We start from the raw sequence: 17575 nt of genomic DNA on the forward strand, positions 1-17575 counted from the left end.
AAACTAATGTGCCTCATCCCAATTTTGAGCAGCCATTACTTTTACTTCAAGTGGTACTGACAAAGAGAGTACCGGCATTGTTGCATTCTCCATAACCTTTTTAACAAGAGCCATAGTTTTCTCACTCTCGTCTTCTGGTACCTCAAAAATCAGTTCATCATGCACCTGTAACAACATTTTTGCTGAAAGTTTTTCTTTTTCCAAAGCATCTTCCATTTGAATCATAGCACGACGAATAATATCCGCTGCTGACCCTTGAATCGGTGCATTGATAGCAGCCCGCTCATTAAAAGCACGAACTTGTAAATTAGCCGCTTTTATCTCTGGATAATGGATACGACGTCCAAAAATAGTCTCTACATAACCATTTTGTCGTGCAAATATTTTTGTTGTTTCCATATAGTCTTTAATTCCTGGAAACCTCTCAAAATAAAGTTGAATATAGCGGCTCGCTTCTTGCCGTGAAAGACCTAATTGATTAGCTAATCCAAAAGCTGAAATACCGTAAATAATGCCAAAATTAATTGCCTTTGCACGTCGTCGTATATCTGAACGCATTTCCTCTATCGCAACTCCAAACATTTGCGATGCAGTTATAGCGTGAATATCCTGACCTTGTGCAAAAGCTTCTTTTAACGCTGTAATATCAGCAATATGCGCAAGAATACGCAATTCAATCTGACTATAATCAGCCGATAGCAGTACATGCCCTTTTGGAGCAATAAAAGCTGTTCGGATTTTACGTCCTTCGGCAGTTCGTACTGGAATATTTTGTAAATTAGGCTCAGATGACGATAACCGCCCTGTTGATGTCGTTGCTAAAGAATAATTCGTGTGAACACGCCCTGTTTTTGACAAAATATAAGAAGGCAAAGCATCTGCATATGTGGATTTTAATTTTGCAAGTTGACGCCAATCAATAATTTTACGCGGCAAAATATGATCTTCAGCAGCCAACTCCTCTAAAGTCTGCACAGAAGTTGACCACTGCCCACTCTTTGTCTTAGTACCTCCCAGCAGTCCCATTTTACCAAAAAGGATATCACCCAATTGCTTTGGTGAAGCAATATTAAATTTCTCACCAGCTAGCTGATAAATTTCTTCTTCTAAAATAGAAGCAGCCTGTGCCAACTCTCCTGAAAGACGCAATAAAATCTGCCTATCAACGAGAACCCCACGTTCTTCCATTCTTGCAAGAACTTCTATCAACGGGCGATCAAGACGTTCATAAACTTTTGTAACCCCTTGAGCTACAAGCTGTGGTTTCAAAACTTGCCACAAGCGTAGCGTTATATCAGCATCCTCCGCAGCATAAAGGGTTGCCTGTTTCAAATCCACTTGTGCAAAAGAAGTAATCTTTTTTCCGTTATATGTTAAATCTTTGTAAGCAATCGGCTTATGTCCAAGCCAACGCTCAGATAAAGCATCCATATTATGTGTTAAAGTTCCAGCATCTAAGCTATACGATAAAAGCATTGTATCATCAAAGGAGCGTATCACAATATCGTATTGCTTCATCACCAACCAATCATATTTTATATTTTGACCAATCTTTAACACTGCTTGATTTTCTAATATCGGCTTTAAAAGTGCCAAAGCCTTTTGTGTCTCAATTTGCCCGACAATGCGTCCCCCTCCTAAAAGATCATCTCCTCCCTCAAGATGTTCTAGTGGTATATAGGCTGCTTTTTCTGGCTGTAATGCCAATGAAAAGCCAACAAGCTTTGCTTGCATAGGATCAAGTGACGTTGTCTCAGTGTCAAAAGCAAAAAAGCCCTGCTCTTCTGCTTCCAACAACCACTTTTTTAAAATTTCTTCATCAAGAATAGTCGTATAAGCATCTCTTGTAATTTTTTGGGTCAGAACTTGATCTCTACGTTTTTGTGCCAATAATTGTGGGGAATTTTCAGAAAAATCATGAGAAGATATTATATCAGCTTTCTTGATATGAGAATCACGCTCATCTATAGATTTTTCCCACTCAACATTTATATCAAGCACATCAATAGCTGCTGCATCACACGCTGTTGCCTCTGCTACACGACGCGTTAGTGTCGTAAATTCCATAGCTTTGAGAAAAGTGATTAAACGTGGACCATCTTGCGGTTTCAAAATAAAATCATCTAAATCATTGTCTACAGGCACATCTTTTTTAAGCCGAACTAATTCACGAGAAATTTTCGCCTGCTCACTATAAGCTTGAATATTTTCGCGTCGTTTTGTTTGCTTGACTTCTGCAACGCGTTGCAACAAAAGATCAAGAGAACCAAATTGCTCCAGCAATTGAGCTGCGATTTTAGGACCAATACCTGGAATACCTGGCACATTATCTGTTGTATCTCCTGTCAGAGCTTGTAAATCAACCATTTTTTCAGGTGTTACACCCCATTTTTCGATAACTTCGGAAATACCGATATATTTGTCTTTCATTCCATCATACAAAGACACATGTGTGTCCACTAACTGCATAAGATCCTTATCAGAAGAAATAATGGTTGTTTTTGCTCCAGCCTTAGTTGCCAATTGTGCATAGGTAGCAATTAAATCATCCGCCTCGAATCCTTTTTTTTCGATACAAGGCAAATTAAAAGCCTTTGTTGCTTGTCTTATTAGGGAAAATTGAGGAATAAGATCTTCAGGAGGATCTGCGCGATTCGCTTTATATTGAGGATAAATTTGCTTACGAAATGTATCAGATGAATAATCAAAAATAACAGCAAAATGTGTTGGAACAGCGCCAGAATCTATATCGCGAGCATCACAGAGCAGTTTCCATAGCATATTGCAAAAACCTGCAACAGCTCCTACAGGAAGCCCATCCTTTTTACGCTTTAAAGGCGGCAAAGCATAATAAGCACGAAAAATATAGCCCGATCCATCAACCAAAAAAAGATGATCTTTTGTTTTCATGAAAATTTCATTTCTCCATTTTAGCCAAAAACAATTTACTCTTATATATTTTTTTTATCTTATTTTTTAAATTTATTTAAACGCCTCTAAAAAGCCATTTTTTTGGTTTTATAAAACAAAATGTCGTTACGCTTTATATTCAGTACCTAGAGCTTTTCTTTGCTGTTACGGGATATAATAGCTTTCATTTTGCTCCTCCTATGATAGCTGAGGTACAATGTAGCGACATGGTCGTTGTGGTGTTCCCCTCCCCACAACGACCATATTTTTTATAAAATCTTTTAAAATTTCTTGAGAATTTTTTTAAGAAAGTAAAAGAATTTTTTATTGTTGATAGATTTTAAAAGAATTCCAGAGGGCTTTTTTACCCATTCTTTTGATGAAATCGGCATGCATAATCTTATCTTGTACACTTATCCTTGAAGATAGAGTTTGTGGGCGAGATTTAGCTGCACAGAGAGCGTTATTATTATTTTGAATATCCACATCAGTGCTATGATCGTTATCAAAACCAAATACGCCCTGCTTTCCACCAATTAACTCAATATAAACATCAGCGAGAATTTCCGCATCAAGCAAGGCTCCATGAAGAACACGATGGCTATTATCAATTCCAAAACGTTTGCATAAAACATCAAGAGAATTAGGACCCATAGGAAACTTTCGCCGTGCCATAGCCAATGTATCAAGAATATTATCAACACTAATAAGTGGCTTATTTGCCCGCTCTAATTCTGCATTAAGAAAACCAATATCAAAACTTGCATTATGTGCAATCATTGTTGCACCATTGATAAATTCTAAAAACGCATCGGCAATATCACTAAAGCTTTTTTCATTCTTTAAACGTTCATTGGTCAATCCATGGATTTTCACAACTTCATCAGGAATAATAACGCCTTGCGGATTCAAATAAACATGGAATCTGCGCCCTGTAAGATAACGATCAACCATTTCTACACAACCGATTTCGATTATACGATCTTTTTCTTTATCCAAACCCGTTGTTTCTGTATCAAAAATAATTTCGCGCATCATTTTAATTCTTTAGCAAATTTTTTATCACGAAAAAAACTTGTTTACGTGTATCTTCTAAGTCTTTTCCCGTATCAATGATAAAATCGGCACGTTTTCGTTTTTCTTTATCGGGCATTTGTTTAGCATTGATAAATAAAAATTTTTTTTCACTCATATTCGGACGAATCATTGCACGCTTTTTTTGTATTGCTGGTGGAGCAGACACAACAACCACGCTATCCACACGACTTTCACCATTTGTTTCAAAAAGGAGTGGAATTTCAAGAACGACTAATTTTTTCCCTTGTTGGCGCGCTGTGTCAATAAATTCTTTTTCTTTTTTCTGAACCAAAGGATGAATCATCTTTTCTAGCGTTTGTAATTTTTCATTATCATTAATCAAAATTTTAGAAAGTTTTAGACGATTAACTTTACCATTTTCAATAACACTAGGAAAAACACATTTTATAAGAGATAAAGCTGGGTCACAATTATAAAGTTTATGTACCGCTTCATCAGCGCTAAAAACAGAAATACCCGCTTGTTTAAAAAAATCAGCAACTGTTGATTTTCCCATAGCGATAGATCCAGTTAGCCCTATGATTTTCATTCCTTATTTTCGCCTATATCCTTTAAAATTTCTTCTCGTAAAGCCTTTGTTACCTGTGGTCTTATTCCAAACCATCGTTCAAAACCAGGAACAGCTTGATGTAAAAGCATACCAAGCCCATCGACCGTCCTTAAGCCGTAAGCTTTTGCTTTTTTTAAAAAAGGAGTTATCAATGGAGTGTAAACAATATCTGTCACTAAAGCTGTCGTCTTTATTTGATGAAAATCTAAAAAGAAAAAATCATTCTTCTTCTCATGTGAATTTATCATACCTACAGAAGTTGTATTGACAATTAAATCAGCCTGACAAACTATTTTACAAGCATTATACCAATCATGTACTTCAATGGGTTTTCCAAAATACTCGGCTAAATTATCCGCCCGCTGTTTTGTACGATTAAGTAAACAAATACGTTCAAAACCACGTTTTTTTAAGGCATAGAGAATAGCACGTGCAGCACCACCTGCACCAAAAACAAGAGCTGTTTCTCCAACCCAATCAGGAGCAGAATCGTCAAGATTAGCACTGAAGCCATAAGCATCACTATTTGTGGCACAAAGTTTGTCCCCTTCATACCATAGTGTATTAGCAGCTCCAATCATTGTTGCCACATCATCTTTATGATCTGCTAAATGAAAAGCTTCTTGTTTATAGGGTAAAGTAACATTCCCTCCACAAAAACCTCTTTTTTGTATAGACGCAAGAAAATTACTAAATTCTTCAGATGTTATTTCCTGTGCCAAATATTCGCCCTGTAAATCGTATTGTTTAAGCCAAAAATTATGAATTTTTGGCGATTTTGAATGATGAATAGGATAGCCTACAACAAAAGCACATGGATAAGTTGCCTTTTTATACTTTATCATCAAATCAATCATTAATGTATCCAAAATGACGTAACTGAATTAATAAAGGTAATAAAGGTAAACCAACAATAGTAAAAAAATCTCCGTCAATTTTTTCAAAAAGACGGATTCCTTCTCCTTCAATTTGATATACCCCTACACTATTGAGAAGATCTGTTCCGGCACGTGCTAAATAACGTTCAATAAACTCTTCTGAGAGAGGACGTACCAACATATGAGCACTGAAAACTTCAACCCAAATTTTTTGACCATTTTGAAATAAAGCTACTGCAGTATGAAGAAAATGGGGTTTTCCCGATAAAACACTTAAACGTTGATGTGCCTCTCTCTTATTTGTGACTTTGTGAAGAATCTCACCTTCTAAATCAAGTACTTGATCACAACCAATGACTAAGGCATCAGAAAAACGATCGGAAACATTTTTTGCTTTTGCACTTGCAAGAAAACAGCTTATTTCTTTAGGATTCTTTGTCTTTACTGTTTTTTCTACTTCTCTTTCATCAAAAGAAGCTCCTTCAATTAAAAAACTTAAGCCTGCTTTTTTCAACAATTGTGCGCGATAAGAACTAAGAGATGCTAATATTAACATATTGGCTGTCATGGGATTCTTCTTTCATTTTCCTTCACGAAATCGTGACAAAAGTTCAAATATTGCTGCAGCAGTTTCTTCAATAGAACGTCTTGTGACATCAATTATAGGCCAGTTAAAACGTTCACAAATACGTTTTGCATAAGTTAACTCTTCAGCTATACTGATACGATCAGTGTAACTTTCAATAGCAAAATCATTTCCCAAATCTCGATTTTGACGAATGTGTGAAATTCTTTCAGCTGAAGCAATCAAACCGATAATCAAAGTATTTTTTGCCTCTAGCAGAGCTTCTGGTAAATCAATCTCTGGGATAAGAGGTACATTAGCAGTTTTGATTCCACGATTTGCTAAATAGATGCTTGTTGGTGTTTTAGAAGTTCTTGAGATGCCCACAAGTATGACATCTGCATCCAATAAACTACTAGGAGATTGCCCATCATCGTGCTCTATTGTAAAATCCAACGCCTCAATACGACGAAAATAATCTGCATTAAGTTCATGTTGTGCACTAGCGCGTAAATTTGTTGGTGTCCCAAGGTAAGACTGAAAAGCATCCAAAACAAGATGTAATATATCAATACAGGGAATTCCTATTTTTTCACATTCTCTCTTAAGAAGAAGTCTGTTTTTTTTATCAATGATTGTATAAAGGACGATACCGGGATCTTGTTGTATCTCATCAAGAGCTCTCTGCAACTGTACTTTATTGCGAATCATTGGATAGATATGTTCCGTCGCCTGATACATCGTGTATTGTGATGTTACAGCTCTTCCAACAGAGATTAATGTTTCCCCCGTTGCATCAGAAAGCATATGCAAGTGAAAGGATTTTTTTTCTCTTGTCACAGAAATTTTAACTCCTTGTTAATAAATGTGTATATACACTGTTCTTTTTTTATAAGGATAAAATTAAAGAGTTTTTTCCCTTTATTTGTGCACAAATTCAATAATTGTATAAAAAACTTTCTCTTATAAGAAAAAATGGGGATAATAACTCTAAGATACAGCTATACTTCATTTTTTTCTTCATCTTTTTGTGGATAAAGTTGAGGATAAATAAAGTATAAATAATAATTCACATTAAACACAGACTTAAATAAGAAAAATCTTAACTTTTCTAAATTTATTAATACAAAAAACTTTGGAAAAACTAAAAAATTAAATGCAATAATTTTTTATTAAATTAGAAGATAATTTTTGTTTTAATGTTTTTTAAAATTGATATATTACGTAAGATTTTTTTATATGATTGTTGAATTATTAGACGAAGATAATTCGTGTGAATGACACTTGCGATTTAAGAAGGTTAAGTGTACAATGTTGCTGTATAGGAATATTCTGCTCTTTTCTTTGTTTTTCCATAGTTTAATCTCAAAAATATTTCCCCATTTAATGAAGAATATATTTCATGCAAGAAATGAAACTACAAGAACTTAAAAGTAAAAATCCCGTTGAACTTGTCTCTTTTGCTGAAACATTGGAAGTCGAAAATGCTTCCCTAATGCGCAAACAAGAATTAATGTTTGCTATCTTAAAGAAGCTTGCTTCGCAAGATGTAGAAATTATCGGAGAGGGAGTTGTTGAAGTTTTACAAGATGGATTCGGTTTTTTACGATCTGCTGATGCTAATTATCTTCCAGGACCTGATGATATTTATCTTTCTCCTGCACAAATTCAATCGTTTTCTTTAAAAACAGGAGATACTATTGAAGGTCCCATACGTAGTCCAAAAGAAGGAGAACGTTATTTTGCTCTTCTGAAAATTAATACAATCAATTTTGAAGATCCTGAAAAAATTCGTTATAAAATTCATTTTGATAATCTTACTCCCCTTTATTCAAATGAACGCTTTCAAATGGAAATACAAAATCCTATGGAAAGAGATATGTCGTCACGGGTGATTGATTTAATATCTCCATTGGGAAAAGGTCAAAGAGGATTAATTGTAGCACCTCCTCGAACGGGGAAAACAGTTTTATTACAGAATATTGCTCATTCTATTACTACTAACCATCCTGAATGTTACCTTATTGTACTTTTAATCGATGAAAGACCAGAAGAGGTAACTGATATGCAGCGTTCTGTAAAAGGAGAGGTGGTTTCTTCTACTTTTGATGAACCAGCAATACGTCATGTGCAAGTTGCTGAAATGGTTATTGAAAAAGCCAAACGCTTGGTTGAATATGGACGTGATGTTGTTATTCTTCTCGATTCTATTACACGTCTTGGACGTGCATATAATACAGTTGTTCCTTCATCAGGTAAAGTTTTGACGGGTGGTGTAGATGCGAATGCTTTACAGCGTCCAAAACGTTTTTTTGGTGCAGCACGTAATATTGAAGAAGGTGGTTCTTTAACTATTATTGCAACAGCCTTAATTGATACGGGTAGCCGTATGGATGAAGTTATTTTTGAAGAATTTAAAGGAACAGGTAATTCAGAAATTGTTCTTGATCGTAAAGTTGCTGATAAGCGTATTTTCCCAGCTATGGACATTTTGAAATCGGGAACGCGTAAAGAGGAGCTTTTAGTAGCACGACAAGATTTGCACAAAATTTTTGTACTTCGTCGTATTTTGGCACCTATGAATGTAACAGATGCAATTGAATTTCTAATTGATAAATTAAAACAAACAAAAAATAATAGTGAATTTTTTGATTCAATGAATACTTAGAGAAACATTAAGGTTTTCAATTAGGGGTAATCCTGTGGATACAATCTTTGCTGTTTCGAGTGGATTGTTGCCTTCAGGGGTTGCAGTTATTCGACTTTCTGGTCCTCATGTTGTGAATATTGTTAAAACGCTTTGTGGTTGTTTACCTAAGGCGCGGTTTATGCACTACGGAAACCTTACTGCTCGTGATGGTAGTTTTTTGGATTCTGCTTTAACTGTTTTTTTTCCTGCTCCTCATAGTTTTACGGGAGAAGATTGTGCAGAATTTCATTTACATGGGGGTAAAGCAGTTGTTAATCGTTTCCTCGATGAATTATCTACATTTACTGGATGTCGTATTGCAGAGGCAGGTGAGTTTTCGCGTCGTGCGTTTAGAGAAGGAAAATTAGATCTTGTCCAAGCAGAAGGTCTTGCTGATTTAATAGAGGCTGAAACGGAGAGTCAGCGACGTTTAGCAGTTATGGGGACAAGTGGGCGTTTAACAACACTTTATCGTGATTGGCGCCGTAAACTTATAAAAGCACGTGCTTTTATCGAAGCAGAGCTTGATTTTTCTGATGAAGCTGATGTTGAAAATTCAGTATCTGATAAAATTTGGAAAGATGTAGAGAAACTTTGGAATTCTCTTCGAGAACATATTGCTGAAGGAGAACGTGCAAATATATTACGTGATGGGTTAAAAGTTGTTATTGTGGGTGCTCCAAATTCTGGAAAATCAAGCATTATGAATCGTTTGGCTGGAAGACCTGTTGCTATTGTGATGGAAGAAGAAGGAACAACACGTGATGCTTTGGAAATTAGGCTTGTTCTCAATGGTTTACCAGTTTTTTTAACAGATACTGCTGGTTTTAGAGAAACAGAAAACAAAGTTGAAAAATTGGGAATAGAAGTCGCAAAACAGCATGTTATGGATGCTGATTTGGTTATTTTAGTTTATGATATGAATAACCCTAAAGAAATTGATTTGCCAAAAACATCAGCTGAAATATGGCATGTAGGTAATAAACTTGATCTTTATGAAGAGAATAAAACACATTGGTTTATACAATTTTCTGCATTAACTGGCTTAAATTTTGATTCTTTTATCAAAGAACTTGAATCTTTTTGTCTTCGTCGTGTTTCTGACATTGGAAATCTTGTCCCAGCACGTAAAAGACAACTTCAGTTATTAAAAGAGGCTGTTAAAGAGATTGAAAATTCTATAAATTATAATTTTCTTGATTTAAGCTTACGGGCGGAACATCTTCGTCGTGCGAGTGATTTTCTTGGGAGAATTACGGGAGATATAGATGTTGAAGATTTACTTGATGTTATTTTTTCAGAATTTTGCATTGGCAAATAATGATTCACGTGAAACATTAGAACGATTTTATATGGAATGAATTAAATGCAATTATATGATGTTGTCGTTATTGGGGGTGGTCATGCTGGTTGCGAAGCTGCTTCAGCTTCAGCGCGTGCTGGGGCACGGACAGCACTTGTTACACATAAAATATCAGCATTAGGGACAATGTCATGCAATCCTGCTATTGGTGGTCTTGGAAAAGGACATCTTGTTCGTGAAATAGATGCCTTAGATGGTCTTATGGGGAGAGCAGCAGATGCTGCCGGAATTCAATTTCGGCTTCTTAATCGACGTAAAGGACCAGCAGTAAGAGGTCCGCGTACGCAAGCAGATCGACAATTATATAAAAAAGCAATTCAAAAATTTTTACAAGAACAAGATAATCTCATTATCATTGAAGATGAAGCTGTCGATCTAATTGTTCAAGATAATTGTGTTTCAGGTGTTCTTTTAAAAAGACAAGGAACTCTTTTTTCTGGTGCTGTTGTTTTAACAACAGGTACATTTTTGAATGGTTTTATTCATATTGGTGATAAAACATGGCCTGCTGGGCGTATGGGGGAACAATCAAGTGTACAACTTGCTAAGCGTCTAAAAAAATATGGTATAGATCTTGGCCGATTAAAAACAGGAACTCCTGCTCGCCTTAGCAAAAAAACGATTCATTGGAGTGCACTTCCAAAACAGCAAGCTGATGAAGATCCTGTTCCTTTTTCTCTCTTGACAGAAAAAATTGAACAGCCTCAAATTGAATGTGCTATTACACGTACAAATGCACAAACACATAAAATTATCCGTGAAAATATTCATCGATCTGCTTTATATTCTGGAAATATTGAAGGATTAGGACCACGATATTGTCCTTCAATCGAGGATAAAATTATTAAATTTGGAGAACGTGATGGACATCAGATTTTTTTAGAACCAGAAGGATTAAATGATGATACGGTTTATCCAAACGGTCTTTCTACTTCCCTTCCTGAAGATGTACAGGTTTCTTTATTAAAAACTATTGAAGGGTTGGAAAATGTTACAATTTTACAACCAGGTTATGCTATTGAATATGATTTTGTTAACCCACAACAACTTACTAAAACTTTAGAGTTACGTTCTTTATCAGGGTTGTTTTTAGCGGGTCAGATTAATGGTACAACAGGATATGAAGAAGCAGCAGCACAGGGACTTTTGGCTGGGTTGAATGCTGCACGTAAAGTGGGTAAATTAGATGAAGTTATTATAAGTCGTTCTACAGCTTATATTGGTGTTATGGTAGATGATTTAATTTCACGTGGAGTTTATGAACCTTATCGAATGTTTACATCACGTGCTGAATTTCGTTTGTCTTTGCGATCTGATAATGCTGATACTCGTTTAACACCTTTGGCACAGCAATGGGGTATTATTAGTAAAGCACGTTGGGATTGTTATCAGAAAAAGCAGCAACGTCTTGATCAAGCACGATCAATGTGCCAAAAACTTTTTTTAACTCCTAATGAAGCATCTGCTCATGGATTGCAAGTGAATCACGATGGGATTCGGCGTTCTGCTTATGATTTTCTTGCTTATCCTAATATAACTATAGAGCGTCTTTCGTATTTTTGGTCAGAATTAAAATCAATAGATTCTAAAACAGTTGAATCTTTAGAAATCGAAGCGCAATACGCAGTCTATTTAGAAAAACAAGCGCAGGACATTGCTGCTCTTCAGCGAGATGAACGTTTAGAAATTCCTTCTTCTCTTGATATTCAGGCAATTTCAGGTCTTTCAAATGAGTTAAAAACAAAAATTCAAAAAATATCGCCACGTTCAATTGCTGATGCACAAAAAATTGATGGTATGACGCCAGCAGCGTTGTCGCTTATTATCACTTATATTCAACGTCAACGTCGTGAAAAGGCTAAAATAGCTTAATGGATATTTCTACAGAAAAAAAATATCAAATGCTTTTAGATATTGTTCCTTCTGTTTCACGTGAAACGGTAGAAAATTTAATACAGTTTGAATCTTTGATAACACAATGGAATAGGCATATTAATTTAATATCTTCCACAACAATATCAGTTTTATGGACACGTCACATTTTAGATTCAGCACAAATTTACCCTTTGCACAGTAATTTTTTACACTGGTGTGATTTTGGGTCAGGAGGAGGATTTCCTGCAATTGTTATTGCTATTCTTATGAAAGAAAAAAAAACAGGGCATATTGATTTGGTTGAAAGTAATGGAAAAAAAATAGCTTTTTTACGAACGGTTATTGCTCAACTTAATCTTCCAGCAACAGTTCATCATTGTAGAATTGAAAATGTATATAAAAAAATAGCTAAGCCAGATGTTATAACAGCGCGAGGATTAGCTTCGCTCGATAAACTTTTGCAGCTTATTTTTCCTTTATTAACAGAAAAAACAATAGCTCTTTTGCAAAAAGGTAGGGATTATTCTACTGAAATAAAAAATGCCTCTGCCAATTGGCGCTTTGATCTGTTAAAACATAAGAGTAAAATTGATGAGAATTCTGTTATTTTGGAAATTTCTCATGTTCATCATGTAAAGGGTAAAGCAAAATGAGCGAAACACGGATTATCGCTATTGCAAACCAAAAAGGTGGAGTTGGAAAAACAACCACGGCAATTAATCTTGCAACAGCTTTAGCAGCCATTGGTGAAAATGTTCTTATTATGGATGTTGATCCACAAGGTAATGCGAGTACAGGATTGGGAATTGATCGTAATAGTCGCCCATTATCATCTTATGACGTTATAGTTTCAGGAACTTCAATTACAAAGGCAGCTTTGACAACAGCTGTGCCTAATTTATATATTGTACCTTCTACGCTTGATCTTTTAGGCGTGGAAATGGAAATCGCTTCATCGGAAGATAGAATCCAACGATTACGTAAAGCTTTCTGTGATGATCCAAAAATGAATAAAAAATTCAATTATATTCTCATTGATTGTCCTCCGTCACTTAATCTTTTAACACTTAATGCTATGGGTGCTGCAGATTCTGTTTTGGTACCTATGCAATGTGAATTTTTAGCACTTGAAGGTTTAAGCCAATTGCTTGAAACAGTAAAACAGGTACAGTCCGTTCTTAATCCATCTTTAGAAATTCAAGGTATTGTCTTAACAATGTATGATGGACGTAATAATCTTTCAAATCAAGTTGTTGAGGATGTACGTTCTTTTATGGGAGATAAAGTTTATCGTACAGTTATTCCACGGAATGTACGCGTGTCTGAAGCTCCATCTTTCGGTAAACCAGTATTGCTTTATGATCTTAAATGTGCTGGTAGCCAAGCCTATTTGCGTTTGGCATCAGAAGTAATCCAACGTGAAAAGCAAGCACGAGCTGCTGCTTAAAAAATGCAAAAAAAACAATTTTTATAAAATAAATTCAAAAAGAAAAGTAAAGTTATGAATGACGATCAATCAAAAAAAAGATTAGGACGTGGATTAGCGGCGTTGATTGGGGATATCAGTTTAAATAACGATCTTGTGCATTCATCAAATGCTGAAAAATCGGTAAAGTCTAGCACAATTTCTCCTTCTTTTGAGCAATTTGTATCTATTGAATCTATTTCGCGTAATCCACGTAATCCACGACGCCATTTTACCGATACAGAATTGGATAATTTAGTTCAATCAATTCGTCAACATGGTATCGTTCAGCCTGTAGTTGTAAGACCTTTACGTGATCATCTTAATAAGTTTGAGTTAATTGCTGGTGAACGACGGTGGCGTGCTGCACAACGAGCTAATTTAAGTCAATTACCAGTTATTATTCGCGATGTAGATGATAAAACAGCTTTGGAATTGGCAATTATTGAAAATGTTCAGCGTGCCGATCTTAATCCCATTGAAGAAGGGATGGGATATGAAATTTTACTTAATGAACATGAATATACTCAAGCAGATTTGGCGCAAGTAATTGGAAAAAGCAGGAGTCATGTTGCAAATACACTTCGTTTGTTAAAACTTCCACCAAAAGTACAACAATTTTTGATTGATGGAAAGCTTTCAGCTGGTCATGCACGCTGTCTTATAACTGTCGAGAATCCACAAGATTTGGCTGAAAGAGTTATTCGTGAAGGACTTTCTGTACGTCAAACAGAAATACTTGCGCATGAGCAGACAAACCCAAAAGTTAAAAAACGAATTTCTGTGGAAAAGGATGCAGAAACAAAATCTTTAGAAAAGTTACTTACAAATGTTATTGGAATGAAGGTAATTATTCAACATGGAAAAAAAGGTGGTGATTTAAAAATACATTATTCTTCACTAGAACAGTTAGATGATATTTGTCGGCGTTTGCAAAACTAATCAATTATCTAAAATAGCACGGATTCTATTGATATTTTTTTGACCAAATTTCAAATTATTTGGAGATACAATGTTTTTCTCATCAAAAAAAAATTTTTTATCTTCAAGAGCTATTATTGCAGCTAATGTTGCCTGAAGTGTCATAAGACCAATAACATAATCTTTAGGTGTGAGATTATTCTCTTTTAAAATATTGCTTAATTTCGATTGATTAGAGACAAAAGCTATAAGCCCTTCAATACTATTATCGTTTCCAGTATCAGGTGCTTCTAGTGCTGAAGGTAAGTTCTCTATTTCTTTTTGAATTTTTTCTATTTTTGAAAGTAAATTTTCTGTTAAGGGATAATTTGCGATAATATTTTGATTGCTGGTAGGTGATAAAACAAAATTATTATTCGTTTCCTTTGCTGTTGTTAATTGAACATATATTACAAAAAGAAAAAGGAAAAAAAAACGCAATGCCAATTTAAACATACTTAAAAATTATCCTTTCTTTTCCGAATTTCAGCAAATACTTTTTCATCTGTTTCTTTTTCCATCGCAAGGTTTTTTTGCAAAGTAGGATCATCCCAGCGAAAAAAAGGATTAGTTGCTTTTTCTTGCTCCAAAGTTACAGGTAAAGTCATGGCGTTTTTTGCGTGTAATAAAAAAACATCTTCTACCCTTTTATGCAGTCTTTTATTATGCGGATCAATAGTTAATGCAAAAAGAGCATTAGTTTTTGTATATTCATGGCCACAATAAAGAAGTGTTTCATCAGGAAGTTGACGGAGTTTTTTTAAAGAGTTTAGCATTTGTGCTGGGGTTCCTTCAAAAAGACGTCCACAACCGAGTGAAAAAAGTGTATCTCCTGCAAAGAGTAAATTTTCTTGAGGAAAGTAATAGGATAATGCGCCTAGTGTATGGCCGGGTGTTGAAAGAGCTAAAATCATGTGTGTACCAAAGAAAAAACTTTCATCAGGTTGAAGTGTTTGGTCAAGATGATGAATTTTCTCTTTCTCTGCCTCTGGTCCAATAACTATAGCATTATAAATTTTTTTTAATTCTTCCAGCGCTTCCACGTGGTCATGATGATAATGAGTCACAAAAATAGTCTGGAGCGTCCAGTTACGACGTTTCAAAGCATTCTGTATAGCTTTGCTTTCAGGTGCATCAATTGCAGCTGTATAGCCACTTTTTTCATCATGAATGAGTATACCAAAATTATCTTCTCGGCAAATAAACTGTTCAATCAACATATATCTTCTCCATGAACAGCATGTATAGTGGTAAATCTACAAAATAATTTAATAATAATATACTTTATATTTAAAAATCAGATTTATCCTCTTTTGTCAAAAGACCCTTTGAATGCTTAATAATAATAGGCATTTGTGTGAACATGAATAGAACTGTGATAGGCATAACGCCAAATACTTTAAAACTGGTCCAGAAATTATCGCTAAAATTTCGCCAAATTATTTCATTCAAAAGTGCAAGGAAAACGAAAAAAAATGCCCAGCGGTAAGTAAGTTTTTGCCATCCTAAATCATCAAGTTTTAAAGTAGAATCAAAAGCGTAACGCAAGAGTGGTTTTTTAAAAAACATGCCGCAAAAGAGAATAAGAGAAAATAAGCTATTAATGATTGTTGGTTTCATTTTTATAAAAGTGTCATTATGAAGCCAAAGAGTTAAAAATCCAAAAAACAAAACAAATATCCCTGAGATAAGGGGCATTATGGGTATTTTTCGTGCAAGAATCCAAGATATGCTTAAAGCAGCAATGATTGCTATCATAAAAAGAGCCGTTGCAGGAAAAATAGGTTTATGAAAATTTTTAAAAATTTCAATATTATTTATCAGCCATTCGCCTTTATAATTGGCAAGAAAAAAGATGACGAGAGGTCCCATTTCTAGAAAAAATTTAAGCGTTGGTGAGAGAGGAGGTCTCTGATTATTATTAATATTCTTTAAATTGGGATTATTGTATGAATTATGTTCAGAAAAAGGTTGCATCATGAGTGTTTTCCTATGATAGTTTCGGAAAAATCAGAAGCAGAAAAAGGTTGAAGATCTTCAATATTTTCTCCTATACCGATAAAATGAACTGGTAATTTATATTTTGCTGCGATGGCAACAAGGATCCCTCCTCGTGCAGTACCATCGAGTTTTGTCATGACTAAGCCATTAACGCCAGCAATATTGCGGAAAATTTCTACTTGGTTGAGAGCATTTTGTCCAGTAGTTGCGTCAAGCGTTTGAAGTATTGTATGTGGTGCGTGGGGTGTATGTTTTCCTAAAACACGAATAATTTTTGCTAATTCGTCCATCAATTCAGTTTTATTTTGTAAGCGTCCAGCTGTATCAATAATCAATACATCACTGCTTTCCTTTTTGGCTTTTTCATAAGCATCAAACGCTAAACTAGCAGCATCTGCACCTAATTTGGTTGAAATAACAGGAGCTCCTGTACGCTCTCCCCAAATATGCAATTGTTCAATAGCTGCAGCACGAAACGTATCACCTGCAGCAAGCATAACTTTTAGTCCTCCTGCGGTTAGTTTAGCCGCGAGTTTTCCGATAGTTGTCGTTTTTCCACTACCATTTACACCTAACAGCAAAATAACATGAGGTTTATGATTAAGATCAAGCTCTAATGGAATTGCAACAGGTTCCAGAACTTTTTTTATTTCATCTGCCACGATGGTATGAATGTCATCTAGAGATAAATTTTTTCCGTAACGGTTAGAAGCTAAGATGTCGATAATACGTGTCGCTGTTTCCACACCAAGATCAGCTTGAATAAGAATATCTTCCAATTCTTGCAATACATCTTCATCAAGTTTTCCTTTAACAAAGATATCATTAATCGATTCGTTTAAGCGCTGTGAAGAAAGGGATAATCCTTTTTTTAATCGCCAAAACCATGCTGTCTTTTTCTGTTCAACAGAGGATATAGGCAAAAATTCTTCAAATTTTTTTTCACTGATTGTGTTCGTGACAATTACTTTTCCAGAATGTAGTTCAAAAGGTCGAATTTTTTCACCAGAGTTTACAGATGCTGTATTTTCTGTACTTTGTATTTCTGTTTTTTCATCTCTTTCAACACATATAGAAGATTGATCATTGTTTGTTGTTTCATGTTTATTTTCTCCTTCCACATCAGCTTCATAAGAGGCAGGAGTTTGTTGTATTTTCTGCTCTTTAGGCTTATTAAAAGAGAATATTTTTTTGATAAAAGATTTCGTCATATGGACTTTC

General features: G+C 35.1%; 16 protein-coding genes. 6 read left to right on the plus strand and 10 right to left on the minus strand.

All coding sequences use genetic code 11. The features are described 5' to 3' along the window. Positions 1-3: 3 nt before the first annotated feature. The 6 genes from polA to V5N67_RS01185 form a co-directional block, all read right to left on the minus strand. A complete protein-coding gene (gene polA / locus V5N67_RS01160) occupies positions 4-2910 on the minus strand; it encodes a DNA polymerase I (RefSeq protein ID WP_332059947.1) in 2907 nt (968 codons plus the stop codon). Between the two features lie 324 nt (positions 2911-3234). After that, complete coding sequence (gene dnaQ / locus V5N67_RS01165; RefSeq protein WP_332060294.1) at positions 3235-3945, minus strand: DNA polymerase III subunit epsilon; 711 nt, start codon at positions 3943-3945, stop codon at positions 3235-3237. A gap of 4 nt (positions 3946-3949) precedes the next feature. Continuing rightward, positions 3950-4537, minus strand: coding sequence for a dephospho-CoA kinase (gene coaE, locus V5N67_RS01170; RefSeq protein ID WP_332059949.1), 588 nt, complete (start codon positions 4535-4537; stop codon positions 3950-3952). Continuing rightward, entirely contained in the window at positions 4534-5415 is an 882-nt protein-coding gene (locus tag V5N67_RS01175) for a shikimate dehydrogenase (RefSeq protein ID WP_332059950.1), read from the minus strand. The genes coaE and V5N67_RS01175 overlap by 4 nt, the downstream gene beginning before the upstream one ends. Next, positions 5408-6004: a Maf family nucleotide pyrophosphatase gene (locus tag V5N67_RS01180; RefSeq protein ID WP_332059951.1), complete on the minus strand. Its 597-nt coding sequence runs from the start codon at positions 6002-6004 to the stop codon at positions 5408-5410. The genes V5N67_RS01175 and V5N67_RS01180 overlap by 8 nt, the downstream gene beginning before the upstream one ends. A gap of 12 nt (positions 6005-6016) precedes the next feature. After that, a complete protein-coding gene (locus tag V5N67_RS01185) occupies positions 6017-6841 on the minus strand; it encodes a pyruvate, water dikinase regulatory protein (protein WP_332059953.1) in 825 nt (274 codons plus the stop codon). A gap of 562 nt (positions 6842-7403) precedes the next feature. Here V5N67_RS01185 and rho point away from each other — a divergent pair. The 6 genes from rho to V5N67_RS01215 are packed head-to-tail and all read left to right on the plus strand — an operon-like array spanning position 7404 to position 14335. Further along, on the plus strand, positions 7404-8669 hold the full coding sequence (gene rho, locus V5N67_RS01190; protein WP_332059954.1) for a transcription termination factor Rho: 1266 nt from the start codon (positions 7404-7406) through the stop codon (positions 8667-8669). A gap of 34 nt (positions 8670-8703) precedes the next feature. Then, positions 8704-10011 (plus strand): tRNA uridine-5-carboxymethylaminomethyl(34) synthesis GTPase MnmE, encoded by a 1308-nt coding sequence (gene mnmE, locus V5N67_RS01195; RefSeq protein WP_332059956.1) that lies wholly within the window; start codon positions 8704-8706, stop codon positions 10009-10011. A 45-nt stretch (positions 10012-10056) separates the two neighbouring features. Beyond that, on the plus strand, positions 10057-11925 hold the full coding sequence (gene mnmG / locus V5N67_RS01200; protein WP_332059957.1) for a tRNA uridine-5-carboxymethylaminomethyl(34) synthesis enzyme MnmG: 1869 nt from the start codon (positions 10057-10059) through the stop codon (positions 11923-11925). Beyond that, complete coding sequence (rsmG, locus tag V5N67_RS01205) at positions 11925-12581, plus strand: 16S rRNA (guanine(527)-N(7))-methyltransferase RsmG (protein ID WP_332059958.1); 657 nt, start codon at positions 11925-11927, stop codon at positions 12579-12581. The genes mnmG and rsmG overlap by 1 nt, the downstream gene beginning before the upstream one ends. After that, positions 12578-13375, plus strand: coding sequence for a ParA family protein (locus V5N67_RS01210; protein WP_332059960.1), 798 nt, complete (start codon positions 12578-12580; stop codon positions 13373-13375). The genes rsmG and V5N67_RS01210 overlap by 4 nt, the downstream gene beginning before the upstream one ends. A gap of 54 nt (positions 13376-13429) precedes the next feature. Further along, positions 13430-14335 (plus strand): ParB/RepB/Spo0J family partition protein, encoded by a 906-nt coding sequence (locus V5N67_RS01215; protein WP_332059961.1) that lies wholly within the window; start codon positions 13430-13432, stop codon positions 14333-14335. Here the strand turns inward: V5N67_RS01215 and V5N67_RS01220 are convergent, their stop codons facing one another. The 4 genes from V5N67_RS01220 to ftsY form a co-directional block, all read right to left on the minus strand. Next, positions 14336-14809: a hypothetical protein gene (locus V5N67_RS01220; protein WP_332059963.1), complete on the minus strand. Its 474-nt coding sequence runs from the start codon at positions 14807-14809 to the stop codon at positions 14336-14338. It abuts the gene before it with no gap. Between the two features lie 2 nt (positions 14810-14811). Continuing rightward, positions 14812-15573, minus strand: coding sequence for a hydroxyacylglutathione hydrolase (gene gloB, locus V5N67_RS01225; RefSeq protein ID WP_332059964.1), 762 nt, complete (start codon positions 15571-15573; stop codon positions 14812-14814). A 70-nt stretch (positions 15574-15643) separates the two neighbouring features. After that, positions 15644-16333, minus strand: a complete 690-nt coding sequence (locus V5N67_RS01230; protein ID WP_332059966.1) for a septation protein A — start codon at positions 16331-16333, stop codon at positions 15644-15646. Further along, the gene (gene ftsY, locus V5N67_RS01235) at positions 16330-17565 is read right to left on the minus strand and encodes a signal recognition particle-docking protein FtsY (RefSeq protein ID WP_332059968.1); all 1236 of its coding nucleotides are present in this window, start codon (positions 17563-17565) and stop codon (positions 16330-16332) included. The genes V5N67_RS01230 and ftsY overlap by 4 nt, the downstream gene beginning before the upstream one ends. Positions 17566-17575 lie beyond the last annotated feature (10 nt).

It is taken from the genome of Bartonella rhinolophi, assembly GCF_036576165.1.
Taxonomy (GTDB): domain Bacteria; phylum Pseudomonadota; class Alphaproteobacteria; order Rhizobiales; family Rhizobiaceae; genus Bartonella.